The organism is Streptomyces sp. NPDC046197, assembly GCF_040646295.1.
Lineage (GTDB): Bacteria > Actinomycetota > Actinomycetes > Streptomycetales > Streptomycetaceae > Streptomyces.
On sequence record NZ_JBEYZY010000001.1, the window covers coordinates 225,118 to 250,770 of the forward strand.

Consider the following 25,653-nt stretch of genomic DNA (forward strand, 5'->3'; position numbering starts at 1 on the left):
CGTGCCGCACTTCGAGTTCGCCAAGTCCACCTACAGTAGCGGCAACGGCGAGTGCGTCGAAGTCGCCCGCAACATCCCCGGCACCGTCGCCGTCCGGGACTCCAAGGACGTGGACGGGCCGATAGTCACCCTCGGCCCGGATGCCTGGAGTGAGTTCACGGCGTATGCGGTGCTCGCAGGGTGTTCAGCAGGGCGGCTCCGCGTTCCGCGTCGTCCACGCTGACCGCGAAGTCGGTTCGGCGCCCCCGGGCACGGATGACCAGGCAGTCCCCGGCGCGCAGCATGATCGTGGTGCCCAGGCCGCTGAGGCGGTAGCCCCAGCCGCCGACCTGTGCGGGCGTGCGGTTCTCCGCGCGTGCCGTCTCGATCGCGTCGGGTGCCCAGCGCCGCACCGGCCAGCCGAGTGGGCCGAAGGCCACCTCGAGGCCGCGTTCCGTGACGCGCGCCTGGACGGAGCCGCAGGCGGTCGCCGTCAGGGAGCCCACCGCGCAGAGTGTCAACAGCGTCCATCCCTGAGTGGGTTCGGCGAGGCCGCCGATCAGGGCGACGGCGGCGGCCACGGCCGCCAGGCCGGTCACCGCGGCCAGCCCGTGGAGCCACGGGTTGGTGGTCCGGGAGAACCAGACCACTCGCTGGCCCTCCGGAATGTCCAGCGCGGGTCCGTGGCCGTCCTGTCCGGTGAGCGCCGGGCCGGCCCCCCGTCGCCGGGTGCTCAGCAGCCACGCGACGATCCCGGCGACGACCACCGCCACGACAAGGGCCGTCGTCCAACCGGACTGCCGGCGGGCCTCGTGCCAGTCAGTCATGTCCAAGTTCGACCGGATGACGGAGGCCTGGGCACCGCCGATGCCGATGCCGACCGACAAGAGCGTGGCCACCGCCCACGGGGGTGTCGCGGCTCGGGCGTCTCCTCCGGCGCGCCACCGGGCCACGGCCACGCCCAGCACCAGTGCCACCCAGATCAGCGCCGGAAACAGGGAGGCGGCCCAGAGCGGCATCGAGCCGTCAGGCGCTGCCCGGCCCTGGCTCCAGTGGGTTGCCACCCGGTCCGGCAGCCGTCCGCTCGCGGCCCACGGGAGCGCCGCGATCAGGGCGGCCGTGCCGGCCGTCCAGACCGCGAAACCCCACCACGTCCCGTGCCCCGGCGCCCTCCGGTCGTTCACTGTGTCCCCCTGATCATTTCGATGAGATCGCTTCTGCTGTAGCCCAGGCGGGCCGCCTCGGCCACCAGCTCGCGCACCCGGATGTCCAGTCCGGAGCGCCGGCCGGCCCCCTCCGCCACGGTCACTCCCCGGCCTCTGCGGAACTCCAGCAGTCCCTCGTCCCGCAAGTCGCGCAAGGCGCGCAGGGCCGTGTTGACGTTGATGTCCAGCGCCTGGGACAGGTCGCGTGCCGACGGCAGGCGGTCGCCCGGACGGCACTCGCCCTCAGCGATGGCACGCCGGACGGCGGCCGCGAGCTGTTCGTAGAGGGGCCTGGTGTCCGTCTTGTCCAATCGCAGCAGCATGGTGATAGTGACGATAGCACCAGCTTGTTCATTGGCTGCCCTGCGGGGGGAACCTTTCGTCCCGGCCCCGACTCCTGGCGTGTCGATGCGGAACCGACGGGGATCCGCACCGACCTGAGAGGGGCCCGTACGGCACCGCACATGGTTGTGTCGAACAGGCCGTTGCCTGTGGACGAAGGGGCAGGACCGGCTCGCCCGTGCCGTACTCGGCGACGTGCAACCGGGTGTCCCGCACTTCCAGCCGGCGGTGCCCAGCCTGCGCGGATTCGGCTGGTCCGGACGGACGCGGCGCGGCTACGACATGGAGGGCCTGGCCGAGGACATGCTCGGGCTGCTCGACGCGCTCGGGCTGGAGCGGGTGGGGCTGGTCGGCCACGACTGGGGTGCTCACCCGGGTTTCCGGCTGTGCCTGCGGGCGCCGGAAAGGTTCACCGGGTATCTGGCGCTCAACATGTCCCACCCGTGGCCGCGGCACCGGGCCGTGCTGCCGAACCTGTGACGGCTGTGGTTCACCGCGTTCGTGGAGTACCCGTTCATCGGTCGCGCCGTGCTCCGGCACCGGCCCGCCTTCACCTGTTTCCTGCTCCGCCATCGGGTCGCCGACCCCTCCGTCCGGCCGGAGGCGGAACTCACGGATTCGCGGCCGGAACCAATTACGCCGTCGTCCACATGACCCGGGCCGGAGGAGCGTTCAGGAGATAGGGGCGCCTGTGGGGATCGAGGAAACGGCCCCGGGCGGCAGCGTCTGGATCTTCTGCCAGTCGAAGTAGTACTTGTCCATCGCGGCCGGGCTGGTGATCCAGCGCTTGACGCCGTTGCTGAACAAATACACCGCGGGAGCGTTGGAAGCCTTGCCGAGGAAAGCCCCGTCCGACAGCGCGCTGCCGGCGTCGATACTGCCGATGTCGACGACCGACTGGATGCCGTTCCAGTCGCGGAAGAGATTGTTGTACGTGGCCGGGTTGGGGATCCAACGACGCCGCCCGTCGAGAATCAGGTAGACAGCCGGGGAACCGACCCCCTTCACACGCAGACCGTTCAGCTCAGGATGGCTGCCTTTGAAGGCCGGGATGACAGCCTGTCCCGGTTTCGAGGCCGCCGGGGACTGCAAGGCCTGCGCGGCGGGAGCCGCGGCGAGTCCCGCTGAGGACGCAAGTACGAGAGCCAGCGCGGCAATCGATGAACGCTTCATCACTGTTCCTCCATCACATCGCATGGTGAGGCCCCGCCCACAGCCGACAGACCCGGCAAAGGGGGCCGCTCCGCCGATACCGAGGGGAAGACTCCACCCCGTCCCGTGCCGCGTCAACGGCCGCTAACCGGCCATCAGCGATTCCCCGCCAGAGCTCATGCCGACACCAAGCCCCTCTACATGAACGTCAGTTGAAGCTGTACCCGCACCCAGCTGCGCGACGTCTGCGTCGGCGCGGTCCTCGGCGTCCTCCGGCCGCCGCTCGCCGAGGACCCCGCCTCCGACTGGCCGCCACAAGGGCCCGGCGCGGGTGCCCAGGGGAGCCCGATGCGCTGCCAGTGGGTAGGGTTCGAACGCCGATTGGTCTTCCATCTCGGCCTGCCGGAGACCGAGTGTCTCGACACCTTGACCGAGCACGTCATCCGGGCACTCACCCAAGTGAAAGAGACAGAACCCAGCGCAGTGCCGCCCGCTCGGCGACCTCGCGGACGAACGCCCGGCCGCGCCGTTCGCCGGGATGCGCATGTCGCGATCAGCCTACGCCCCTGCGACGAAGGGGCCTGCCGCGGTGTGCGGCAGGCCCCTCGGCAGACGGGGCGGGTGTCAGCCCAGCCGGGCGAAGCCGTAGTTCAGGAGCTTCGTCGCGTCGGCCGCGCGCTGCGCGTACGTGGTGGAGGCCAGGACCGTGCCGATGACGGTCTTGCCGTTGCGGGTGGCGGCGAAGACGAGGCAGGCGCCGGCCTCGGGGCCGGAGCCGGTCTTCACACCGATGGCGCCGCTGTAGCTGCTGAGCAGCGTGTTGGTGTTCGTCCACGTCCCCATCGTGCGGGTGCTGCCCGTCTTGGTGATGGTCTGGGCCGTGTACGACTTCGTCTTCACGATCGAGCGGAAGATCGAGTTCGTCATCGCGCTGCTGGCGAGCTTCGTCAGGTCGCGCGGCGTGGAGTAGTTGTTGCCGTTGCCGATGCCGTCGAACGAGTCGAAGTGCGTCTTCGCCAGGTGCAGGCTCTGCGCGGTGGTGTTCATCTTGCCGATGAAGGACTTCACGCGGTCGGCCATCGTCGAGCCCGAGCCGAACTTGTCGGCCAGCGCGTACGCGGCGTCGCAGCCCGACGGCAGCATCAGGCCGTACAGGAGCTGGCGGACGGTGACCTGGTCGCCGACGATCAGGTGTGCCTGCGAGGCGTGGTTCCTGACGACGTAGTCGCTGTACGCCTTCTGGATGACGACCTTGCTGTCGAGGTTCAGGTTCGGCTGTGCGAGCACGACCTTCGCGGTCATGATCTTCGTCGTGGAGCCGGTGGAGCGCGTGGTGTCCGCGTACTTGGTGTACAGCGTGGTGCCGTCCGCGTTGTTCATCACGTAGCCGCCCTTGGCCACGATCGACGGCGTTGCCACGGCCTGAGCGGGGGCCGCGGTGAAGGCTCCGGCGGCGAGCACGGCCCCGGTGGTCACGGCCACGGCGGCGGTTCTGCGGATACGGATGCCCTGGATGCCGGTTTTCAAGTGAGGTACCCCGATTACGTCGAATGCCCCTAGGGTGCGGCGGAGTTGAGTGCCCACGAAGGTGGAGTGGGGGCCGCACGTGTCTGACACGTAACTAGCACACATGGTTGTGCGGCTGCTGAGCCGGGTTCCCCCTCTGTCCGGCCGGTCCGCATGCTGGAACGGGCCAGTCTTGTGTACGTGTTGTATCTATGCTGTGGCCATGAGCCTGGCCGTGAAGCAACCCCCTGCCGCCGACCGCGTCTACACCCACGTCAAACAAGGAGTCCTGGAGCGCCGCTACGAGGGCGGGGCGCTCCTGACGGAGGGCGAGCTGGCCGAGGCCGTCGGGGTGTCGCGCACTCCGGTGCGCGAGGCACTGCTGCGGCTGGAGGTCGAGGGGCTCATCAAGCTGTACCCGAAAAAGGGAGCCCTCGTCCTGCCGGTCTCCGCCCAGGAGATCGCGGACGTGGTCGAGACCCGGCTGCTCGTCGAGGAGCACGCGGCCCGCAAGGCGGTGCCCGCCCCGGCCGGGCTCGTCGAGCGGCTGGAGGAACTGCTCGCCCGGCAGAAGCGGCAGGCCGCCGCCGGGGATCTGGCCGGGGCCGCCGTCACCGACCGCTGCTTCCACGCGGAGATCGTCCGCAGCGGGGGCAACGAGATCCTCTCCCGCCTCTACGACCAGTTGCGCGACCGCCAGCTGCGCATGGGCGTTGCCGTCATGCACTCCCACCCCGACCGGATCGCCAAGACGCTCGCCGAGCACGAGGAGATCCTGGAGGCGCTGCGCGCCGGGGACGCCGAGGCGGCCGTCGGCGTCGTGCACCGGCACGTCAGCTGGTTCTCGCACCTGGCGCGGGGTGAGGTGCGGTGAGCGGCTCGTCCTCCTCGGGAGTCCCTCTCTCCCTGCCGGGCGATCCGCCGGGCGGCCGGCGCGCCGTCGCCGTGTGGGGCATCGGTGTCGCCGTCTACTTCGTCGCCGTCATCTTCCGTACGTCACTGGGGGTCGCCGGCCTCGACGCCGCCGACCGCTTCCACGTCAACGCCTCGGCGCTGTCGACCTTCTCGATCCTGCAGCTCCTCGTCTACGCGGGCATGCAGATACCCGTCGGCCTGCTGGTCGACGCTCTGGGCACCAAGAAGGTGCTGACCATCGGTGTCGTCCTCTTCACCGCCGGCCAGCTGGGCTTCGCCCTCTCGCCGTCGTACGGCACGGCACTCGCCTCGCGGGCGCTGCTCGGGTGCGGCGACGCCATGACGTTCATCAGTGTGCTGCGGCTCGGCACCCGGTGGTTCCCGGCCCGGCGCGGGCCGCTCGTCGCCCAGCTCGCCGGACTGGTCGGCATGGCGGGCAACCTGGTGTCCACGCTGGTGCTGGCCCGGCTGCTGCACGGCTTCGGCTGGACACCCGCGTTCGCGGGCAGCGCGCTGGCCGGCGTCGTGGTGCTCGTACTGCTGCTCCTGTTCCTGAAGGACCACCCCGAGGGGTACGAGCCGGAGCCGCAGCCGCACCGGGGCGCCGCGTACGTACGCCGGCAGATCGCCGCGGCCTGGCGGGAGCCGGGGACGCGGCTCGGGCTGTGGGTGCACTTCACCACCCAGTTCCCGGCGATGGTGTTCCTGCTGCTGTGGGGACTGCCGTTCCTGGTCGAGGCCGAGGGCCTGTCGCGGGCGACGGCCGGTGAACTGCTCACCCTCGTGGTGCTGTCCAACATGGTCGTGGGACTCGTCTACGGGCAGATAATCGCCCGGCACCACGCGGCCCGGCTGCCGCTCGCGCTCGGGACCGTGGCGGCGACCGCGGCCATGTGGGCCGTGACGCTGGAGTATCCCGGCGGGCGGGCGCCGATGTGGCTGCTGCTGGTGCTGTGCGCAGTGCTCGGGTCGTGCGGGCCGGCCTCGATGATCGGGTTCGACTTCGCCCGGCCGGCGAATCCGCCGGAGCGGCAGGGGACCGCCTCCGGCATCACCAACATGGGTGGCTTCATCGCCTCCATGACGACGCTGTTCGCGATCGGGGCACTGCTGGACGCCACCGGGGACGACTACACCGTCGCCTTCTCGGTGGTGTTCGTGCTCCAGGCGCTGGGCGTCGGGCAGATCCTGCGGTTGCGCAGGCGGGCGGCCCGGCGGGAGCGGGAACGGCTGGTGGCCAGCCGGGTGGAGACGGTGCACGTCCCGGCATAGGACGGGCCCCGGGAACCCGGCACCCGGCGTCGGTAAGCACCGGTGCGGGTCCGTGCGGCCCGTGCGGGCCTTTGGGGGCTGCCGCCCCCAGGCCCCGCTTCGGCCTGAACGGCCTCGTCCTCGATCGCCGGGACGTCCCGAATGTGCCGATTGTCCCCTTTTGCTCTTACTGAATGTGCCCCTACTGCATATGCCCTTACTGCGTCACCGTGAAGTTCCGCAGAATCGCCGCGGCCAGCTCCGGGTCGCCCTCCGTCTTCAGCCGGTCGGCCACCGCCTCCGGTGTGACGCGACCGCACGCCAGGCGGACGTACGTCTCCCAGTCGAGGGTGAGAGTCGCGGCCGGGCCGAGGGCCGGGGCCGTCTCCAGCGTGCCGCGGCCCTGGATGTCCACGCGGATCGTGCGCAGGAACTCCAGCGGACCGTGCACGTCGAAGACGACCGCCGAACTGCGCGGGGCGTCGGCCTTCGTGGCGACCACGTCCGGGAGTTCGGCGAGCAGGTGGTCACGGGCGATCTGCGCGCCGGGCGAGTCCAGGTTGCCGGGGCGGCCGAGAGCCGCGCGCAGGTCCTGCTCGTGCACCCAGATGTCGAACGCCCGGTAGCGCATGGCCTCTTCGAGGGTGATCTCCGTGCCGAGCGGCCCGCGCACCTTGGTGCCGGGGTCGCGCGACTCGTTCCGCAGCTGGCGGTTGCGGCGGATGATCGTGTACTCCAGCTCGGCCGTCATCTCAGGCGCCGTGTGGTGACGGCGGACGTCGACCTGCATCTCCATGTAGCGCTGGTGCTCGTTGGTGACGTGGAACAGGTCGCGCGGCAGCGAGTGGATGGGACGCGGGTCGCCGAGCAGCTCGCAGTCCATGCCGATGACGTGCGAGACGATGTCGCGGACCGACCAGCCGGGGCAGGGGGTCCGCCGGTTCCACTCGCCCTCCACGAGCGGCTGGACCAGCTCGGATATCGCTTCGACGGAGTGGGTCCAGGCATCGGCATAGGGCTGGAGGGTGGGATGCAGACTCACGGAAGGGGACCCCTCGGCGGTTGGTACACGGGCGGGTTGTGGCGGCGTTGCCAGTGGGAGGTGGCTGCACTCGGCGGATGTCTTGGAACTCCCCCAGGCTCTCGACTTCGCTCGAACACGGGGGACCCCCAAGTTACGCTGCTGTGAGGCACCCCGGCAGTGCTTTCGTGTGACGATCGTAGGCCCGTGTGGACGGCTCGAATGCCAGGACGGTGGTAGTGTGCGCGCCTCGCTGATCCAGATCGCCGTAGACGAGGGCGAATCGGTTGAATCCCGGCGGCGGCGGGTGGCCGCCCTGGTCCGGGAGCAGACGGGAGCGGACCTCGTCGTGCTGCCGGAGCTGTGGACGACCGGAGCCTTCGCCTACGAGGATTTCGGGCGGGAGGCCGAGCCGCTCGAAGGGCCGACGTACGAGGCGATGGCGAAGGCGGCGAGCGACACCGGGGTGTGGCTGCACGCCGGTTCCATTCCCGAACGGGACCCCGACGGCCCCCTCTACAACACCTCCCTGGTCTTCACCCCCTCCGGTGAGCTCGCCGCCGCCTACCGCAAGATCCACCGGTTCGGCTTCGACCAGGGCGAGGCCGTGCTGATGGGCGCGGGGCGCGAACTGGTGACGGTCCGCCTGCCGGAGACGACCCTCGGTCTGGCCACCTGCTACGACCTCCGTTTCCCCGAACTGTTCCGCGGGCTGGTCGACGCCGGGGCGGAGACCCTGGTGGTCCCCGCGGGCTGGCCCGAGCGCCGACGGGCGCACTGGACGCTGCTGGCCCGGGCGCGGGCGGTGGAGGACCAGGCGTTCGTGCTCGCGTGTGGAACGGCCGGGACGCACGCCGGAGTTCCGCAGTCGGGTCACTCGATCGTGGTGGATCCCTGGGGCGAGGTCCTGGCCGAGGCCGGGCCCGGCGACGAGGTCCTCACCGTCGAGTTCGACCCCGGGAGGGTCGCCACGACACGGCAGCAGTTCCCGGCCCTGAAGGACAGGGTGCTGGGCCTGGAACCGCCGCGCCGCGGCGCACCCTGACCAGCGCCCGGGTTACTGGTCCCGTTCCTCCCGCTCCTTCTCCGCCAGGTGGATCACGCACACCGCCACCGCGATCAGCAGTGCCGGGTCCGCGTCCTCCCGTACGACGTCGACGCCGTACGTCTCCACCACGCTCAGCCAGCGCCGGGAGATCACCGCCAGCAGCTCACCGTCGTACTCGACGGCGAACTCCCGGTCGAGGATCTTGCCGCTGACGTCGAGCTCGGTGCCGTCCACCAGGGAGACCCGGTAGTGGTTGCGCAGCAGCGACAGCCGCTTGCGCCTGATCTTCGCCAGGGCCTCGCCGCCCCGCTCGATCACCATCGTGTCCCGCAGGGCGAACATCTTCCGGTGGATGTCGATCAGGATCCGGCCGTGGGCGTCCTTCAGCTCGAAGGTGTCCCGCAGCCGCATCGCCTTGCCGTCGACGAGGAAGACCTTGTGGCCCTGCTCGTCCTCGATCCAGTAGTCGTCACCGATGCCGAGGATCCGGTCGCGTACGAGGAATCTCATGCCCTCACCGCTTCCCCGGCGACCGGTCCGAAACGCCGCCGGTAGGCCGACGGACTGAGGCCGGTCTCGCGCCGCAGCCGGGCCCGCAGGTTCGCGGCCGTGCCGAGGCCACTGCGCGCGGCCACCACGTCCAGCCGTGCCTCGCCGCGCTCGATCAGCCGGCAGGCGAGCGCCACCCGCTCCCCGGTCAGCCAGGCCAGGGGCGTGGTGCCGAGCTGCGTGCGGAAGCGGCGGTGCAGGGTCGCGGGGGACACGGCCGCCCGCGCGGCCAGCTCCGCCACCGTCAGCGGCTCGGCCAGCCGCTCCTGTGCCCACGCCAGCAGCGGCCCGAGCGACTCGTCCGGCACTTCGGGCACCGGCCGCTCCACGAACTGCCGCTGCCCGCCGTCACGGTGCGCGGCGAACACCAGCCGGCGGGACACCGCGTTCGCCATCTCGGCGCCGTGGTCCGTGCGCCAGACGTGCAGACCCAGGTCGAGCGCCGCCGCGCTGCCGGCCGCGGTCAGCACGTCGCCCTCGTCGACGAAGAGCACGTCGGGCTCCAGCAGGACCTTCGGGTGCAACTCCCGGAAGTCGTCCACCCAGCGCCAGTGGGTCGTGGCCCGCCGCCCGTCGAGCAGCCCGGCCTCGGCGAGCGCGAAGGTGCCGGTGCAGAAGCTCATCACGCGTGCGCCACGCGCGTGCGCGCGACGTATCGCCTCCACGACGGCGGGCCCGCGCGGGACGACGTTGTCCGGGCGGCCGGGCACGACCAGGGTGTCCGCCTCGTCCGCGGCGTCCAGACCGGGCACGCCGCTCAGGACGAAGAACCCGTGGTTCATCCGGACCTCGGGCGTGGGCGTGCACAGGCTCACCTCGTACAACGGCCCGGGCAGACCGAGCTCGGGCCGGGGCAGCCCGAACAGCTCCGTGGCCACACCCACCTCGAAGGGGTTGGTGCTCTCGTCGACGATCACGACGACGCGGTGCGGCCGCGGGCACCGGACGGACGACTGCGAGGATCGTTGCGCCATATGCGATTCCTAGCACTCGTCCGGCGCCCGGTACATCCGTGACGATGGCTCCATGGAATCCACCGCGCCCAGCGCATCCACCGCATCCAGCGCATCCACGGCGCCCACCGCACCAGGGGAACCCGTCTCCCTCGACCGGGCGCTCGCCTCCTTCGGGGACCTGTGGAGCCCCCGTGTCGTCACGGCCGTCAACGACTACGACGTCCGTATCGTCAAGGTCGAGGGCGAACACGTATGGCACGTGCACGACCACACCGACGAGTTCTTCCTGGTCCTCGACGGCGAACTGCACATCGGGCTGCGCGAGCCGGCCGGCGAACGCACGGTCGTGCTCCCCAGGGGCTCCGCCTTCACGGTCCCGCGCGGCACGGAGCACCGGCCCTACGCCCCCGTACCCACCGCCCTGCTCCTGTTCGAGCCCACCGGCACCCTCACCGTCGGCGACCGCCACGAGAAGGTGCCGGCCCATGTGGACGTGACGACGGGGCGTGCGCTGAGCTGAACGGCGGCGGCGGATGGCGGCCTTGGCCGATGACCGCACTGGCCTTCCAGGCGGCGGGCCTGCGGGTCACACGCCGTATCCGTCGGTGTAGCCGTCCCGGGCGTGGTGGTGCCGTTCCTCCTCGACGACCGTCGTCGAGGGCGGCACCATGACGCGGCGGCGCCGGGCGATGCTGCTGAACGTCGTGACGCCGATCAGTCCGACGATCATGAGGATGATGCCGACGAGGTCGAGGTTGACCCCGTGCATGTGCCAGTCGGTCGCGAACGTGAGGATGGCTCCCACGGCGATGAGAATGATGCATCCGCCGAGGCCCATGATTGTCGCCTCCCTGTCCGGTGTCGGATCCGGCGGTTCCGGTCTGATCCGGTCCCTTCCGGTCAACTCCGGGTACCCGCAGGTCGCCTGGACATGCGGAGGCGATCCCTCATGGGTGGTGCGGTCGCTGGTGCGTATCAGCCCTCCAGGAACGCCACCAGTGCGTTCGCCAGCAGGAACGGGTCCTGCACGGCGCACAGTTCACGGGCGCTGTGCATCGACAGGATCGCCACGCCGATGTCGACGGTCCTGATGCCGTGCCGGGCCGCGGTGATCGGGCCGATGGTGGTGCCGCACGGCATGGAGTTGTTGGAGACGAAGGACTGGAAGGGGACGCCGGCCTTCTCGCAGGCGGCCGCCCACACCGCGCGGCCGGAACCGTCCGTCGCGTAGCGGTTGTTGACGTTGACCTTGAGGATGGGGCCGCCGCCGGCGCGCGGGTGGTGCGTGGGGTCGTGCCGCTCGGCGTAGTTGGGGTGGACGGCGTGGCCGGTGTCGGAGGACAGGCAGACGGTGCCCGCGAAGGCGCGCGCCCGGTCCTCGTACGACCCTCCGCGCGCGAACACCGAACGCTCCAGCACGCCGCCGAGCAGCGGGCCGTCCGCGCCGGTGTCCGACTGGGAGCCGTTCTCCTCGTGGTCGAAGGCGGCCAGCACCGGGATGTACGGCAGCGGGCCCCCGGCGTTCGCCACCGCGGCCAGCGCGGCGGCGCCGGCGTGCACGGACAGCAGGTTGTCCATGCGCGGGCCCGCGACCAGTTCCCGGTCCCGGCCCAGGTAGGCGGGCGGCTCCACGGAGTGCACCATCAGGTCCCAGCCGGCCGTCCGGCCGGCCGGGATCCCGGTCTCCTCCTCCAGGAAGGCGATCAGGTCGCCGTCGCGGACGTCGTTGCCCAGGCCCCACACCGGCTGCATGTGCCGCTGCTTGTCGAGTTTGAGGCCGTCGGCCGACACGGAGCGGTCCAGGTGGATGGCGAGCTGCGGGACGCGCAGCAGCGGGCGGTCGATGTTGACCAGTCGCGTCGAGCCGTCGCGCAGGGTGAGCCGGCCGGCCAGACCCAGGTCGCGGTCGAGCCAGGAGTTGAGCAGCGGCCCGCCGTAGACCTCCACGGCGACCTGGCGCCAGCCGTGCGCGCCGGTGTCGGGCAGCGGCTTCACCCGCAGGTTGGGCGAGTCGGTGTGGGCGCCGACGATACGGAACGGGGTGTGCGGCGCGGCGCCCTCGGGGACGTACCAGGCCACGATCGCGCCACCGCGCACCACGTACTTGCCGCCGCTCACCGCGGCCGAAGCCGCTGATGTCTCCGCGTCCCAGGCGTCCGTCTCGGCGACCTGGCGGAAGCCGGCCTTCTCCAGCCGTTCGGCGGCGTTCGCCACGGCGTGGTAGGGCGACGGGCTCGCCGCCAGGAAGGACATGAGGTCGTCGGTGTGGCCGCGGTCGAAGCGCTGGCTTGTACTCATGGGTTCACCTTAACGACGGACGAGGGCCCGTTCCCTGTGGTCGGGAACGGGCCCTCGTGAGGGCGCTGTGGAGTTTGCGGAAAGCCCTGCGTGGTGCCTGGACGGCCCTGTGCGGTGCCTGGACGGCCCTGTGTGCTGCCTAGAAGGCGGCCTCGTCCAGCTCCATCAGGTCGAGGTCGACCTGCTCGGAGATCTTCCGGGCCAGAGTGACGCCCGGCAGGACGTTCGCGGCGAAGAACTTCGCCGCCGCGATCTTGCCCTGGTAGAAGGCCTTGTCCTTGCTGGAGGCGGTCTCCAGCTTCTCCGCTGCGACCGCGGCACCCTTGAGCAGCAGGTAGCCGACGATCACGTCACCGGAGGCCAGCAGCAGGCGGGTGGTGTTCAGGCCCACCTTGTAGATGTTCTTGACGTCCTGCTCGGTGGCCGCGAGGTCGGTCAGCATCAGGCCGACGATCGCCTCGAGCTCGACGGCCGCCTTGGCCAGGTGCTCGCGGGCGCCGGCCAGCTCCTCGCCGCCGGTGCCGAGCGCCAGGAACTTCTTGATGTCCTCGGCGAGCGAGTTCAGCGCGGCGCCCTGGTTGCGGACGATCTTCCGGAAGAAGAAGTCCTGGCCCTGGATCGCGGTGGTGCCCTCGTACAGAGTGTCGATCTTGGCGTCGCGGATGTACTGCTCGATCGGGTACTCCTGCAGGAAGCCGGAGCCGCCGAAGGTCTGCAGCGACTGGGCGAGCTGCTCGTAGCCCTTCTCGGAGCCGTAGCCCTTGACGATCGGCAGGAGCAGGTCGTTGAGGGCTTCCTCGGCGGAGGCGTCCTCGCCGCCGGCCTCCTTGACCGCGATCGTGTCCTGGACGGCGGCGGTGTACATGACGAGGGCGCGCATGCCCTCGGCGTACGCCTTCTGCGTCATCAGCGAGCGGCGCACGTCCGGGTGGTGGGTGATGGTCACCTTGGGCGCGGTCTTGTCCATGAAGTTGGCCAGGTCCGGACCCTGGACGCGCTCCTTGGCGTACTCCAGCGCGTTCAGGTAGCCCGTGGAGAGGGTGGAGATCGCCTTCGTGCCGACCATCATGCGGGCGAACTCGATGATGCGGAACATCTGGCGGATGCCGTCGTGCTTGTCGCCGATCAGCCAGCCCTTGGCGGGGTGACGGTCGCCGAAGGTCATCTCGCAGGTGTTGGAGGCCTTCAGGCCCATCTTGTGCTCGACGTTGGTGGCGTACACGCCGTTGCGCTCGCCGAGCTCACCGGTCTCGAAGTCGAAGAGGTACTTCGGGACGAGGAAGAGGGACAGGCCCTTGGTGCCGGGGCCGGCGCCCTCGGGGCGGGCGAGGACGTAGTGGAGGATGTTCTCCTCCATGTCGTGCTCGCCGGAGGTGATGAAGCGCTTCACGCCCTCGATGTGCCAGGAGCCGTCCTCCTGCTGGACCGCCTTGGTGCGGCCGGCGCCCACGTCGGAGCCCGCGTCGGGCTCGGTGAGGACCATGGTGGAGCCCCAGGTCTTCTCGACCGCGATCTGCGCGATCTTCTTCTGCTCCTCGGTGCCCTCCTCGAAGAGGATGCGGGCGAACGCCGGGCCGGAGGAGTACATCCACACGGCCGGGTTCGAGCCGAGGATCAGCTCCGCGTACGCCCAGATCAGGGACGGCGGGGCGGTGGTGCCGCCGATCCCCTCGGGCAGGCCCAGGCGCCAGTACTCCGAGTCCATGAAGGCCTTGTAGCTCTTCTTGAAGCTGTCGGGTATCGGCGCGGTGTTGGTCTCCGGGTCGAACACCGGCGGGTTGCGGTCGGCGTCCGCGAAGGACTCGGCCAGCTCGTTCTCGGCGAGCCGGGTCAGCTCCTCCAGGATGCTCTTGGCGGTCTCGGTGTCCATCTCCTCGAACGGGCCGGTGCCGTAGAGCTTGTCGCGTCCGAGTACTTCGAAGAGGTTGAACTCGATGTCGCGGAGATTCGACTTGTAGTGCCCCATGGCGACGGCTCCCGTAAGAGGACTCGGCGAGGCACTGGATCCTCGCAACTGGTTGACGTACCAACAAGTAGCTCCGATGATGCTACCCGTCGGTAATAAGAAGCAACCCCGATCGGGTCATCTGTGACGAGGCTCTACTCCGAGGCGGGCCTTTGACTACCCTTGCGGGCATGTACGGCTACGAGCAGAGCGTGGGTGCGCAGCAGGGTTACACCACGCCGCAGCAGCAGATGCCCGGCGGCGTCGGCGGATACGGCCAGCAGCCGCCCCTGTACCCGGAGCCGTCCCCGCCGTCGCTCGCCGACGCGGTGCGTGCCTTCACCACGGGGCAGATGACCGCGGAGGACTTCCAGCAGACCTTCGCCACGTCCAAGGTGTACTGCCCGCGCGGCGACACCCCCGGCTTCCTCGCCCTGCACAACACCCAGCAGCCGGTGATCCCGATGTTCACCTCGCTGAAGGAGCTGCGCCGGTACGCCGGCAAGGAGTCGAAGTACTTCGTGATCACCGGTGTCGAGGTGATCGACCTGCTGCCCACGGGTTATGGCTTCGTCCTCGACATGGAGGGCGAGCACCGCATCGTCTTCGACGCGAAGGCGGTCGAACAGATGGTCGATTTCGCCATGCGGCGCATGTACGGCTGAGCCGCCCCGACCTCGCAGCGGGCCCGGAGGGAATTCCCTCCGGGCTCTCTCTGTTGGGTCTGGCAGAAAGTTCAATACTCAACTAAAGTTGGCCCACCAAGGAGGTACCGAGATGCCTGCAGTGACCGTCGAGAACCCGCTGGCGCTGCCCCGTGTGGCCGCGCCGGCCGACGCCGTGGCACGCCCCGTGCTCGCCGTCACGACCGCGCCGAGCGGTTTCGAGGGCGAGGGCTTCCCGGTGCGCCGGGCGTTCGCCGGGATCGATTACCGCCACCTCGATCCGTTCATCATGATGGATCAGATGGGCGAGGTGGAGTACGCGCCGGGCGAGCCCAAGGGCACCCCCTGGCACCCCCACCGCGGCTTCGAGACCGTCACCTACATCATCGACGGCGTCTTCGACCACCAGGACTCCAACGGTGGCGGCGGCACCATCACGAACGGCGACACCCAGTGGATGACGGCCGGCGCGGGCCTGCTGCACATCGAGGCGCCGCCGGAGTCGCTGGTCATGTCGGGCGGTCTCTTCCACGGCCTGCAGCTGTGGGTGAACCTTCCGGCCAAGGACAAGATGATGGCGCCCCGGTACCAGGACATCCGCGGCGGCAACGTCCAGCTGCTCACCTCCCCCGACGGCGGCGCGCTGCTGCGGGTCATCGCCGGTGAGCTGGACGGCCACCAGGGCCCCGGTATCACGCACACGCCGATCACGATGATCCACGCGACGCTGGCGCCGGGTGCGGAGATCACCCTGCCCTGGCGGGAGGACTTCAACGGTCTCGCCTACGTCCTGGCCGGCCGGGGCGCGGTGGGCGCCGAGCGGCGTCCGATCCACCTGGGCCAGACCGCCGTCTTCGGCGCCGGCTCCTCGCTGACCGTCCGCGCGGACGACAAGCAGGACTCGCACACGCCGGACCTGGAGGTCGTACTCCTGGGCGGGCAGCCGATCCGTGAGCCCATGGCCCACTACGGCCCGTTCGTCATGAACACCCGCGATGAACTCATGCAGGCCTTCGAGGACTTCCAGAAGGGCCGTCTGGGGACCATCCCGGCCGTGCACGGGATGACCGAGGGCGGACTGTAGGGCTCGCGAGGGCCACATGCGGACGAGTCCCGTCCGGAGACGGACGGGCTCACCGAGAGGTTTCCGGCCCGGACCTCCGGGCCGGAAACCCGACGAGAGGAGACCCGTGCGTCAGGGCGCTCCGCCGTGGTGCTGTGTCAGGGCGCGCTGTCAGGGCACGTTGTCAGGGCGTGTCCCTGCTTGGCTGGACGTGCATGTCACGGCCGGATACGTAGACGGTGCCTCCGGTGGTCTTCACGTTCTGCTTGACGAGGGTCTCGATGCGGGCGCGGTCCCGGCTGTCGGCGTTCGGCAGCAGGTGCTCCTGGAGCAGCGTCCGCAGATCGGCAGCCAGTTCGGGGTTCTGTTCGACGAGTGCCTGCAGCCGGACGCGCCACAGCACCGCCAGCGCCTCCTCCCGCTGGGGATCGGAATGGCTCCGAGCCTGCACGACACTGTTGTGCAAGGTTTCCAGTTCGTTCGAGATTTGATCGGAATTCACCGCATCGCCTTCGGTGTTGCGCGCCTTCTTCCACAGGTTCGCCATGGCCGCGGCGGTGCGCTGCCAGGCGTCCGTGGCCATTGCCGAGACCAGGGCGGTGCCGGCGGTCAGGATGATGGGGTCCACATTTACCTCCGCTCAGTGCGCGTCCAGCACTTTAGGGGGTGTGAGCGGTTCTGCGTATACGTCGGCGAGCGCATAAACAGGACCGTTTCCACTGCAGGCTCATAAGCCGCTCCAGCAACTTTTGTTCAACAAGCAACGACCCCTATTGTCCCGGTCGGCAGTGTGCTAGCCTGTAACGCTCTCGGTCGCACAATGTCCTTTTATGGCTAGGATCGCTGCAGTGGTCGATGGCAATCACGACGGTGCTCGTTCGAAAATAGAGCAGAATATCGATACCAATGGGCATGCCGTCAGTTATGTGGCCGGCCGTGACCTGTCCTTAGCCGCGCCGACCGGATGGGGAGACGCGAGTCCCGGCCGGAGTTCCGTCAGAATTCCGGAATCGCGACGCGGGAACCTGAGGCTGCACGGCCGCGACGCCGTCACCCGCCATCTCGTCCACTGCCTGCCGGGCGCCGCCGGGCCCGGTCGTGAACACGGCGGCGGCCAGGGTGGCGTGCACATCCTCTACGGCCTCAGCGGTTGCGGGAAGACCGAGATCGCCTGGGAGGTCGGCCAGGCGGCGCGGGCGTCGGGCGTCCACGTGTGGTGGGTGCACGCGGGAGGACAGGCCTCGATAGGTGGCGGCATGCGCGAGGTCGCGGCCCAGCTCGGGGCGCCGCAGCCCCGGGTGGACGAGGCCTGGGCGGGCCGGGCCAGTGCCACGGACCTGGTGTGGGAGATGCTCAACGACGCGCCGGCGCCGTGGCTGCTGGTGCTGGACAACGCGGACTGGCCGGAGTTCCTGGCCGACACCGACCGGCAGGTCTCCGACGGGGTGGGCTGGTTGCGGTTGCCGCGGACACCGCGCGGCATGGTCGTGGTGACCTCGCGGGTCGGTGAAAGGTCCGTCTGGGGGGCCTGGCCGGCCCGGCACCGCATCGGTCCGCTGGATCCGGCCGACGGCGCCAGCATTCTCCTCGACTACGCGGGCAGGGGCGACGGGGCATCTCCCGAGGAGGTGGCCGACGCGAGTGAACTCTCCCGACGGCTCGGCGGCCTTCCCGTGGCGCTCCAGGCGGCCGGAGCATATCTGCAGAAGGTGAACCACGGCCCCGTCTTCCGCGGCAGTCAGGCCATTCGCAGTATCCGCGACTACCACGATGTGCTGGTCCACCGGTTCGACGAGGGACGGCCGTATGTGAACCAGCGCCGGCTGACCGAGGAACTGGGGCTGGCCGCTGTGCACAGCACCTGTGAGATGTCCCTTTCCCTATTGGACGAACGAGGCCAGTCCGATGCGCGGCCGCTGCTCGTCGTACTGGCATTCATGGCGGCGCGGCCCATTCCCTACGGGGCTGTACTCAATCGGGAACTCATGTCCCGCTCATCGCTTTTCGGGGAGATATCGGAAAGCCGTATCCGCCTGCTGGTGGACGCGCTCGACGGGCTCACCCTCATCAGCCGGGGCCGCAATCCCTCGGCCGGCCCCGTGTACGGCTACACGCTCACCCTGCATCCCCTCGTCCGGGACGTGGTCCTGGAGAAGCAGGGCGGGCAGGACGCGCTGCAACTGCGCCGCATGATGATCGACCTGCTCGACGACACGGTCCGGGACCTGGACCCGGACGACCCGGACGCGTGGACCGGGTGGTCCGCACTCGCTCCGCACTGCGCGGGTCCCGTGCTCGACTTCGTGCGCTGGTGCGAGAAGCAGGGGATGCCGGAGGACCCCCTGGTCTCCGCGGCCTTCGGGGTGATCCGCAAGGTCAGCAGGTATCTGCTGGCCCGCAGCCTGCCCCGGCAGGCGCAGCTCTTCCTGGAGGACTGCCTGGCCGCCCTCCCCCGTGCCTGGCGGACTCGCGGTGAGGTGGTGGCCCTGCGCCATGAGTACGGACGCTGCCTGCTGGAGCAGGGCAGACTGACGGAGGCGGCGCAGGAGCTGACCTGGGTGCTCGACCAGCGGAACCGGAACAGGGAGCTGGGCGGCGACCACCCGGACACCATGGCGACCCGGCACAAACTCGCCCGCTGCATGCTCGAACAACGACAGTGGAAGCGGGCCGAGGCGAACCTGCGCGAAATTCTCGCCTACGAGCGCCGGAGGAATCCCGACGACCCGGACACCCTGACCGTCTGGCACAGCCTGGTGCGCTCGGTGGTGGGGCAGGGCCATCTGCGGCTCGACGAGGCGGCGGAGGAAATCGGAGCCGTGCTGGAGGCGTGGCGTCGGCGGCCGCACCCTCACCCGGAGAACCTGTTCGCCCGGATCACGGCCGCGAAGATCATGCTGCTGCGCGGAGAGCCCGAGGGCGCGCTGCTGGAGATCACCGATCTGCTCAAGGAGTACGACAGCAAGCACTGGAGCGCGAGGGCGGAGGTGGCACAGGCCAGGCGCCTGCGCGGCCAGAGCCTGTGCGCCGTGGGGAGGATCGAGGAGGGGGTCTGGGAACTCCAGGAGGTTCTCTCCTGGCAGGAGGTCAACATGGGCCCGGAGCACGCCGAGACCGTCCTCACCCGGGGAATTCTGGCGGAGTGGAGTTAGTCCTGTTCGGCGGTGTGGAGTCGGTCCTGCTCGGCGGAGTGGATTCAGTCCTGTTCAAGAGTGGGTCGTGGCCTGCGGCGGGGGTAGGCTCCGTCATCCTGACGAGGTGTCAGGTCGGATGGATCGTGCGGTGACGCGGAGGACAGCGGTGACCGAAATTCATGTGGTGGACGCCTTCACGGACGTGGCCTTCCAGGGGAATCCCGCCGCGGTGGTGATCCTGCCCGAGGAGCGGTCCAAGCCCTGGATGCAGAGTGTCGCCGCGGAGATGCGGCACTCGGAGACGGCCTTTCTGGTCCTGGATGACCGGTCGCGGGAGCAGGCGGTGCCGCTGCGGTGGTTCACGCCGGTCGCCGAGGTCGATCTGTGCGGGCACGCCACGCTGGCCGCCGCCCACGTCCTGGGCGGCACCACCGAGTTCATCACCCACAGGAGTGGTCGCCTGACGTGCGTCGCCCAGGACGGATGGGTCGACATGGACTTCCCCGCGGACCCGTTGTCCGTGCTGGACGTCCCGGACGGTCTGGCCGCGTGCTTCGCGGGCGTGCCGTTCGAGGCGGTCGCGCGGGGCAAGGACGACCTTCTGGTCCAGGTGCCGACGGAGCGGCACGTCAGGGACCTGGAGCCGGACTTCGCCAATATCGCGAAGCTCACGGAACGGATGTCCGCGCGCGGTCTCATCGTCACCGGCAGTGGATACGAGGACCGTTCGTTCGTCAGCCGTTGCTTCTATCCGGGGGTGGGAGTTCCGGAAGATCCCGTCACTGGTTCGGCCCACTGCACATTGGCCAGTTGGTGGTCGCCCATTCTCGGTGTCACCGAGATGATGGCGGAACAGGCTTCGCCGAGAGGCGGCCGGGTGCGGCTGTGTCATCAGGGTGACCGGGTACGTCTGGGGGGCCAGGCAGTGTCGGTGCTGAAGGGGGAGCTGCTGGCATGAAGGGCCATCGGTACGGCGGTTTCCGCAAAAAGCGATCTTGTTCTAGTCTGGCCCAATGAACGCTGTCGCCAAGGGTGTTGAGCTTGCCGTCGGTACGCCGCTCAACGTCAAGGCCTGGAGTGCCGCACCGTCTGACGGTACGAAAGCATTGCTCGATCAGTATGCGTTGGAAATCGAGCAGGAAATGATTGCGTTCCGGCGCGATCTGCATCAGCACCCCGAGGCGTCGAATCAGGAATTCCGCACCACTCGTAAGGTCGCCGAGCGACTGGAAAAGGCCGGACTGCGGCCCCGGCTGATGCCGAACTCCACCGGCCTGTTCTGCGATATTCCCGGCCTCGAACCGGGCGCGCCGATGACGGCCTTCCGAGCGGATCTCGACGCCCTTCCGGTGCAGGACGAAAAGGCCGTTCCCTACCGTTCGACGGTACCGGGATTCAGCCACGCCTGCGGCCACGACGTTCATACGGCCGGTGTTCTCGGAGCCGGCCTGGTCCTCGCCCGCCTCGCGACGGCCAACGCACTGCCCGCCCCCGTACGGCTGGTCTTCCAGCCGGCTGAGGAGAAGATCGCCGGCGCCCTGTACATGATCGACAAGGGTGTTCTCGACGGGGTGTTCCGGATCCTCGCCCTGCACTGCGACCCCAAGATCGACGTAGGGCAGGTGGGCCTCAAGGAGGGCCCGTTGACCTCCGCCTGCGACCTGGTCAAGCTCACGGTGCGGGCCGGTGAGGGCGTCATGGACGCGGCACCGCCCAACGTGGTGAACGCGGTCTCCGCCCTCGTCACCGGTGTGCCGTCCGCGGTGAGCCAGCAGGTTCCCACGGGTTCGGGGATCTCCATCGTGTGGGGGCACGTGACGGCGAACGCCCTCACCGACGGCGGGGACGAGCGTGCCGCCGGCGACGGCTTCCTGCAGTGCACCATCCGGTGCATCGACGAGCGTGCGTGGGAACTGGCCGAGCCGCTCTTCCGGAACGCCGTCGACAGCATCTGTGCCCTGTACGGAGTCGTCCCGGAGCTGGAGTACACCCGGGGCATCCCGCCGGTGGTCAACGAGGCGATGAGCATCGACCTGTTCCGCCGTGCCACCGAGGAGGTGCTCGGCAAGCCCGGCGTGACGAGCACGGAGCAGAGCCTCGGCGGCGAGGACTTCGCCTGGTTCGTGCGGGAGAGAGCGGGTGCGATGGCCCGCCTGGGCGTCAGGAGCCCGGGGGTGGAGCGGACCCTCGATCTGCATCAGGGACTGTTCGACGTGGACGAGCGGGCCATCGGCGTGGCCACCCGCCTGCTGGCCACCGCCGCGCTGCTGCGCTGACCCGCGTCGTGCGCTGAAGGGCTCAGACACACAGGGCAGCACCACAGGTCAGCACCAGCAGGGGGGATGAGTGTGCGGGAGTTGCGTGTTTCTGAGCACCTTTCATTCGGTTCGCTGACATCGCTGATCGACGGCGAGCTCGATCTGATCCGGTGCCGGGCCTACTGTCCCCCCGAGACCTACGCGGTGGCACGGCCCCGCATCCAGGCCGCCTGCGACCTGTCCACCTACACCCTGACCCAGGACCTGCAGTGCGTCGGGGTCTCCATCGGCGAGGCGAACGAGAGCGCGGAGAAGGCCAAGCAGTACGTGGCCGAGGCGGCGGCCACCACGGCCCTCATCAGGGAGACCCTGTTCGCCGGAGTCGTGTCGCCGATGGACCGGCTACTGGCTCAGCTCGATGACGTATGGCCGAGGGGTGCCGGTATCGCCCTGTCCGGGGGCGAGCCGGTCCTGCCCAACGTGATCCGCCGGTGGACGGCGGGCGGCCAGGCCAACCCGCACATCGACCAGCGCAACTCCGAGATCCTCGGCGACTACGTGTTCCGCAGGCGGCTCGGCGTCAACGTCTACCTGGAGGTGCCCCCCGAGGGCGGCGGGGGCGACCTGGAGTTGTGGGACGCCCTGGTCGAGGACGAGCTGGAGTACCGGGCGCGGCGCCGCCGGGACTACGGCCTGAACCGTGCCGACCTCGACGCGCCGGACTGGGTCGTCCACCCCTCGGACGGCGACCTGTTCATCTTCGACGCCTCCCGGGTGCACGGTGTGCGCGCCCTGTCACGGGGCCGGCGCGTCACCATGGCGTGTTTCCTGGGAGTGCGCGGCACGGAGGACCCCTTGGCCCTCTTCGCCTGAGGACGAGGGGCCAGGGGTGGAGCCACCGGCCTGACGCCCCGTCACCCGGCCGGGCCGTTCGCACAGGACAGGCCGGCCGTGGCGTGTTCGGGTGGAGGGGTGCAGCTGCTGCCCGAGCCCGTTCGACGTCTTGCCGCCTGGTGCGCCGTCGTGCTGCTGGCCTCGGGGGTGGTCTGGATCGGCATCCGGCTGTGCGTGGTGTTCCGGACCGCGGTGACGCCGGTACTGCTGGCCCTGCTGGGAACCGCCCTGCTGCGGCCCCTCTTCCAGCGGCTGGTGCGGGCCGGGGTCAACCGGTCGCTGGCCTCCGGACTCACCTGTGTCGCCGTCGTGGCCGTGGTCGGCGGGGCGGTGTACATCGTGGTCCTCGCGCTGATCGACAGCGGCGACCAGATCCTCGCCTCGCTCAGGACCGCCGCGCGGTCGCTCGCCGACCACTTCGGCGCGGCCGGGACCTCACTGGACGACCTCGCCTCCCACGCCAGGGAACTGCTGAGCAGGTTCGGCGGCACGGCCGCCTCCAACGTGATCAGCGGGGTCAGCGTGGTCGGCGAGTCCATCGCCATGGCCGTACTGGCCCTGCTGCTGGTCTTCTTCTTCCTTCGCGACTCCCACCGGGCCGCCGAGGCCCTGCGCTCCCTCGCACCGCCCGGCGCCGCCGGGACGTTGGAGGCGACCGCGCGGCGGGCCTTCCGTGCCGTCGAGGGCTTCATGCGCGGCACCACCCTCATCGCCCTGATCGACGCCACCTGCATCACCGTCGGCCTGCTCGTCCTCGACGTGCCGGGAGCGGTGGGACTCGGCGCACTGGTCTTCGTCGGGGCGTACATCCCCTACCTCGGCGCCTTCCTCTCCGGTGCCGTGGCCGTGCTGGTCGCCCTCGCCGACCGCGGATTCGTCATCGCCCTGTGGACGCTGGGGGTGGTCCTCGCCGTGCAGGTGCTGGAGGGGCACGTGCTGCAGCCGGTGATCCAGAGCCGGACCGTGCAGATGCACCCGGCGGTGGTGATGCTGACGATCACCGCGGGGGCGTCGGTCGCCGGCATCGTCGGCATGCTGCTCGCGGTGCCCTTGACGGCGGCCGCCTTCGGGGTCGCACACGAGCTGCGCGCCCGGTACGCGCCCCAGGCACAGGCCTCCGGGGAGGGGTAGCCGCAGCTGTGGACCGAAGCCGGAGCTGTGGCCCGTGATCGGGGCCTTGTCCCGGGGCCGTGGCCGAGGCCCCGGTCACCGTCTCGCGGCAGTCGGTTCGTACAGCTCGAACCAGATGCTCTTGCCGCGGCCCTGCGGATCGACGCCCCAGGCGTCGGCGAGCAGCTCGATCAGCAACAGCCCGCGCCCGGAGGACGCCAGCTCCCCCGGCCGCCGCCGGTGCGGCAGATCGTCGCAGTTGTCCGTGACCTCCACCCGCATCCGCCGCTCGTCCCCCTCGCCCCTGACCTCCGCGACGAGCAGCGCCTCCGCGTCGGTGTGCACGAGGACGTTGGTGAGCAGCTCGGACAGCAGCAGCACCGCCGAGTCCACCTGGTCGGGCGAGTACCAGTCGTGCAGCAGCTGCCGCAACTGCTGCCGGGCCACCGCGATCCTTTCGGGCTCGGCCTGCGCCACGGTCAGCAGGGTGCGCCGGGCCTCCCCGCCGTCGGCCTCGGACTCGCCACGGCCCAGGGCGCGCCGGTGCAGCAGCAGCACGGCGATGTCGTCCTCACGGCGGTCGGCCAACGGGCCCGTGGTGTGGTGAGAGGAGGGCCCGTGCACGGCCTGGACGAGCGCGTCGGCCAGCTCCTCCGTCTCGCCCTGGTGCTGCTCCAGGATCGTACGGATACGCCGCCAGCCGGTGTCCAGGTCGTGGCCGCCGGTCTCGATCAGGCCGTCGGTGCACAGCAGCAGGGTCTCGCCGGGCTCCAGGGTGAACCGGGTGGTCGGGTAGTCGGCGTCCGGGTCGATGCCGAGCGGCAGCCCGCCCGCCGTCGGCCGCATCAGGACCGTTCCGTCCGCCATGAGGATCACCGGGTCGGGGTGCCCGGCGCGGGCGATCTCCAGTACGCCGCTGCGCGGATCCACCTCGACGTAGAGACAGGTGGCGAAGCGCGGGTCGGCGGCGGCGTCGTCGTTGTCGTTGTCGGCGCCCTCGCCGCCCCGGTCGAGGATGCCGTGCAGGAAGCGGGAGGCGCGGGAGAGGACCGCGTCCGGGCGGTGCCCCTCGGACGCGTAGGCGCGCAGGGCGATGCGCAGCTGGCCCATCAGACCCGCGGCGCGCACGTCGTGGCCCTGGACGTCGCCGATGACCAGGGCGGTACGGCCTCCCCCCGCCCTGGTCCGGGAGGCGCCCGCGGGCAGCGGGATCATGTCGTACCAGTCGCCGCCGACCTGGAGACCGCCGCCGGTGGGGACGTAGCGGGCGGCGACGTCCATGCCGGGCATCTCGGGGCCCAGCACCGGCAGCATCGAGCGCTGGAGCCCTTCGCTCAGCTCCCGCTCGGACTCGGCGGTCCCGGCTCGGGACAGGGCCTGGGCGAGCATGCGGGCCACCGTGGTCAGCACGGAGCGCTCGTCGGGGGCGAAGGTCACCGGGTAGGCGAAGGCGGCCATCCAGGCACCCATCGTGCGCCCCGCGACGGTCAGTGGCAGGAACGCCCAGGACTGGCGGCCGAAGCGCTCGGCGAGCGGCCAGGTGAGCGGATAGCGCTCCTTGTACTCCGACGGGGAGGAGAGGTAGACGGCACGGCCGGTGCGGACCACCTCGGCGGCCGGGTAGTCGGTCTCCAGGGACATGTGCACGAACGGGCCCTCGTCGCCGGGTTTCTGCCCGTGGTGACCGATGATCGTCAGCCGGTCGCCCTCCACCCCGAAGACGGCCAGCCCGTCGGGCGAGAAGCCGGGCATCGACAGTCCCGCCGCGACCCGCAGCACCTCCGCCGTGGACCGCGCCTCGGCGAGCGCCCGGCCGGCGTCCAGCAGGAAGGCCTCCCGGGAGCGCCGCCAGTCGCCGGTGACCGCGCTGCGCCCGGCCGGCGAGCCCGGCGTCGGCTCGGTCACCTCCTGAAGGGTGCCGGTCAGCTCGTACGCCTTCTTGCGGGGGTCGAAGGAGGGCTTGGAGCGGCTGCGCACGACCCGGATGATCCGGCCCCGCTCGTCCATGATCCGGACCCGTACCTCGGCGAGGGTGCCCTCGGTGGCGGCCAGCTGGATGACGCCCGTGATCTCGTTCCAGTCGACGGGGTGGATGCGGGCGCGCACCTGGGCCTCCGTGAGGGAGGCCTGCGCCGCGGGCAGCCCGAGCAGCCGTGCAGCCTCGGCGTCGACCGAGACCAGCCCGGTGGCGGTGTCCCAGTGCCACAGCCCGGTCGCGAGGGCGGCGAGGACGTCCCCCAGGGCGGGCAGGGGCTCACCAGTGCGCATTGCCCCACTGTAAGAACAGGGGATCGACCGCTGCCACCGATGACGCGGCAGTGAGGGGCCCCCGCCGTTCCGGGCCGCCGGTAATGGTGGGGAG

The 25,653-nt window shown here is 70.2% G+C and carries 25 protein-coding genes and 1 pseudogene; 14 read left to right on the forward strand and 12 right to left on the reverse strand.

Annotated features, from left to right (window positions below):
* The first annotated feature begins 1 nt into the window (after nt 1).
* On the forward strand, nt 2-223 hold the full coding sequence (locus tag AB0A61_RS01015) for a DUF397 domain-containing protein (protein WP_361284043.1): 222 nt from the start codon (nt 2-4) through the stop codon (nt 221-223).
* On the opposite strand, the gene AB0A61_RS01020 is transcribed toward AB0A61_RS01015, so the two are convergent.
* A complete protein-coding gene (locus AB0A61_RS01020; protein WP_361284046.1) occupies nt 156-1,163 on the reverse strand; it encodes a DUF1648 domain-containing protein in 1,008 nt (335 codons plus the stop codon). The genes AB0A61_RS01015 and AB0A61_RS01020 overlap by 68 nt on opposite strands.
* On the reverse strand, nt 1,160-1,507 hold the full coding sequence (locus AB0A61_RS01025) for a GntR family transcriptional regulator (protein WP_361284049.1): 348 nt from the start codon (nt 1,505-1,507) through the stop codon (nt 1,160-1,162). The genes AB0A61_RS01020 and AB0A61_RS01025 overlap by 4 nt, the downstream gene beginning before the upstream one ends.
* A 145-nt stretch (nt 1,508-1,652) precedes the next feature.
* Here AB0A61_RS01025 and AB0A61_RS01030 point away from each other — a divergent pair, with 145 nt between their 5' ends.
* On the forward strand, nt 1,653-2,006 hold the full coding sequence (locus AB0A61_RS01030; RefSeq protein WP_361284052.1) for an alpha/beta fold hydrolase: 354 nt from the start codon (nt 1,653-1,655) through the stop codon (nt 2,004-2,006).
* A gap of 192 nt (nt 2,007-2,198) precedes the next feature.
* On the opposite strand, the gene AB0A61_RS01035 is transcribed toward AB0A61_RS01030, so the two are convergent.
* Nucleotides 2,199-2,699, reverse strand: coding sequence for a hypothetical protein (locus AB0A61_RS01035; RefSeq protein WP_361284055.1), 501 nt, complete (start codon nt 2,697-2,699; stop codon nt 2,199-2,201).
* Between the two features lie 195 nt (nt 2,700-2,894).
* Here AB0A61_RS01035 and AB0A61_RS01040 point away from each other — a divergent pair.
* Nucleotides 2,895-2,993, forward strand: a pseudogene (locus AB0A61_RS01040) (TetR/AcrR family transcriptional regulator); the annotation flags it as partial.
* Nucleotides 2,994-3,302: 309 nt separating this feature from the next.
* On the opposite strand, the gene AB0A61_RS01045 reads toward AB0A61_RS01040, so the two are convergent.
* Nucleotides 3,303-4,205, reverse strand: coding sequence for a D-alanyl-D-alanine carboxypeptidase (locus AB0A61_RS01045; RefSeq protein ID WP_361284058.1), 903 nt, complete (start codon nt 4,203-4,205; stop codon nt 3,303-3,305).
* Nucleotides 4,206-4,407: 202 nt separating this feature from the next.
* Here AB0A61_RS01045 and AB0A61_RS01050 point away from each other — a divergent pair, with 202 nt between their 5' ends.
* Both AB0A61_RS01050 and AB0A61_RS01055 read left to right on the forward strand, forming a co-directional pair.
* Nucleotides 4,408-5,058 carry a GntR family transcriptional regulator gene (locus AB0A61_RS01050; RefSeq protein WP_361284061.1) on the forward strand — a complete coding sequence of 217 codons (651 nt, stop codon included), beginning with the start codon at nt 4,408-4,410 and terminating at the stop codon, nt 5,056-5,058.
* On the forward strand, nt 5,055-6,371 hold the full coding sequence (locus AB0A61_RS01055; protein ID WP_361284063.1) for an MFS transporter: 1,317 nt from the start codon (nt 5,055-5,057) through the stop codon (nt 6,369-6,371). Before AB0A61_RS01050 ends, AB0A61_RS01055 begins: the two co-directional genes overlap by 4 nt.
* A 196-nt stretch (nt 6,372-6,567) precedes the next feature.
* Here the strand turns inward: AB0A61_RS01055 and AB0A61_RS01060 are convergent, their stop codons facing one another.
* Nucleotides 6,568-7,392 (reverse strand): maleylpyruvate isomerase family mycothiol-dependent enzyme, encoded by an 825-nt coding sequence (locus AB0A61_RS01060; RefSeq protein ID WP_361284065.1) that lies wholly within the window; start codon nt 7,390-7,392, stop codon nt 6,568-6,570.
* A gap of 220 nt (nt 7,393-7,612) precedes the next feature.
* On the opposite strand from AB0A61_RS01060, the gene AB0A61_RS01065 reads away from it, so the two are divergent.
* Nucleotides 7,613-8,416 carry a carbon-nitrogen family hydrolase gene (locus AB0A61_RS01065; protein ID WP_361284067.1) on the forward strand — a complete coding sequence of 268 codons (804 nt, stop codon included), beginning with the start codon at nt 7,613-7,615 and terminating at the stop codon, nt 8,414-8,416.
* 12 nt (nt 8,417-8,428) lie between these two features.
* Here the strand turns inward: AB0A61_RS01065 and AB0A61_RS01070 are convergent, their stop codons facing one another.
* Both AB0A61_RS01070 and AB0A61_RS01075 read right to left on the reverse strand, forming a co-directional pair.
* Complete coding sequence (locus tag AB0A61_RS01070) at nt 8,429-8,929, reverse strand: LURP-one-related family protein (RefSeq protein ID WP_361284070.1); 501 nt, start codon at nt 8,927-8,929, stop codon at nt 8,429-8,431.
* On the reverse strand, nt 8,926-9,942 hold the full coding sequence (locus tag AB0A61_RS01075) for a helix-turn-helix domain-containing protein (protein ID WP_361284073.1): 1,017 nt from the start codon (nt 9,940-9,942) through the stop codon (nt 8,926-8,928). Before AB0A61_RS01075 ends, AB0A61_RS01070 begins: the two co-directional genes overlap by 4 nt.
* A gap of 52 nt (nt 9,943-9,994) precedes the next feature.
* Between AB0A61_RS01075 and AB0A61_RS01080 the strand changes: the two genes are divergently transcribed.
* Nucleotides 9,995-10,444 carry a cupin domain-containing protein gene (locus tag AB0A61_RS01080; protein ID WP_361284076.1) on the forward strand — a complete coding sequence of 150 codons (450 nt, stop codon included), beginning with the start codon at nt 9,995-9,997 and terminating at the stop codon, nt 10,442-10,444.
* Nucleotides 10,445-10,510: 66 nt separating this feature from the next.
* On the opposite strand, the gene AB0A61_RS01085 is transcribed toward AB0A61_RS01080, so the two are convergent.
* The 3 genes from AB0A61_RS01085 to AB0A61_RS01095 all read right to left on the reverse strand — a co-directional run bounded on the left by AB0A61_RS01085 (nt 10,511) and on the right by AB0A61_RS01095 (nt 14,188).
* Nucleotides 10,511-10,762 (reverse strand): DUF6458 family protein, encoded by a 252-nt coding sequence (locus AB0A61_RS01085; RefSeq protein ID WP_361284079.1) that lies wholly within the window; start codon nt 10,760-10,762, stop codon nt 10,511-10,513.
* A 137-nt stretch (nt 10,763-10,899) separates the two neighbouring features.
* Entirely contained in the window at nt 10,900-12,222 is a 1,323-nt protein-coding gene (locus tag AB0A61_RS01090) for a M18 family aminopeptidase (protein WP_361284082.1), read from the reverse strand.
* Nucleotides 12,223-12,361: 139 nt separating this feature from the next.
* A complete protein-coding gene (locus AB0A61_RS01095) occupies nt 12,362-14,188 on the reverse strand; it encodes an acyl-CoA dehydrogenase (RefSeq protein WP_361284085.1) in 1,827 nt (608 codons plus the stop codon).
* Between the two features lie 170 nt (nt 14,189-14,358).
* On the opposite strand from AB0A61_RS01095, the gene AB0A61_RS01100 reads away from it, so the two are divergent.
* Both AB0A61_RS01100 and AB0A61_RS01105 read left to right on the forward strand, forming a co-directional pair.
* Nucleotides 14,359-14,832 (forward strand): SseB family protein, encoded by a 474-nt coding sequence (locus AB0A61_RS01100; protein ID WP_361284088.1) that lies wholly within the window; start codon nt 14,359-14,361, stop codon nt 14,830-14,832.
* Nucleotides 14,833-14,944: 112 nt separating this feature from the next.
* Nucleotides 14,945-15,916 carry a pirin family protein gene (locus AB0A61_RS01105; protein WP_361284091.1) on the forward strand — a complete coding sequence of 324 codons (972 nt, stop codon included), beginning with the start codon at nt 14,945-14,947 and terminating at the stop codon, nt 15,914-15,916.
* 163 nt (nt 15,917-16,079) lie between these two features.
* Here the strand turns inward: AB0A61_RS01105 and AB0A61_RS01110 are convergent, their stop codons facing one another.
* Nucleotides 16,080-16,523, reverse strand: a complete 444-nt coding sequence (locus AB0A61_RS01110) for a hypothetical protein (RefSeq protein ID WP_361284094.1) — start codon at nt 16,521-16,523, stop codon at nt 16,080-16,082.
* A gap of 496 nt (nt 16,524-17,019) precedes the next feature.
* Between AB0A61_RS01110 and AB0A61_RS01115 the strand changes: the two genes are divergently transcribed.
* The 5 genes from AB0A61_RS01115 (at nt 17,020) to AB0A61_RS01135 (ending at nt 23,312) form a co-directional block, all read left to right on the forward strand.
* Nucleotides 17,020-19,047: a tetratricopeptide repeat protein gene (locus tag AB0A61_RS01115; RefSeq protein WP_361284097.1), complete on the forward strand. Its 2,028-nt coding sequence runs from the start codon at nt 17,020-17,022 to the stop codon at nt 19,045-19,047.
* A gap of 148 nt (nt 19,048-19,195) precedes the next feature.
* Nucleotides 19,196-19,987 carry a PhzF family phenazine biosynthesis protein gene (locus AB0A61_RS01120; protein ID WP_361284099.1) on the forward strand — a complete coding sequence of 264 codons (792 nt, stop codon included), beginning with the start codon at nt 19,196-19,198 and terminating at the stop codon, nt 19,985-19,987.
* A 55-nt stretch (nt 19,988-20,042) separates the two neighbouring features.
* Nucleotides 20,043-21,305, forward strand: coding sequence for an amidohydrolase (locus tag AB0A61_RS01125; RefSeq protein WP_361284102.1), 1,263 nt, complete (start codon nt 20,043-20,045; stop codon nt 21,303-21,305).
* A gap of 81 nt (nt 21,306-21,386) precedes the next feature.
* Entirely contained in the window at nt 21,387-22,160 is a 774-nt protein-coding gene (locus AB0A61_RS01130) for a 2OG-Fe(II) oxygenase (protein ID WP_361284105.1), read from the forward strand.
* Between the two features lie 99 nt (nt 22,161-22,259).
* On the forward strand, nt 22,260-23,312 hold the full coding sequence (locus tag AB0A61_RS01135; RefSeq protein WP_361284108.1) for an AI-2E family transporter: 1,053 nt from the start codon (nt 22,260-22,262) through the stop codon (nt 23,310-23,312).
* 75 nt (nt 23,313-23,387) lie between these two features.
* On the opposite strand, the gene AB0A61_RS01140 is transcribed toward AB0A61_RS01135, so the two are convergent.
* Nucleotides 23,388-25,559 (reverse strand): SpoIIE family protein phosphatase, encoded by a 2,172-nt coding sequence (locus tag AB0A61_RS01140; RefSeq protein WP_361284111.1) that lies wholly within the window; start codon nt 25,557-25,559, stop codon nt 23,388-23,390.
* Nucleotides 25,560-25,653: the final 94 nt, after the last annotated feature.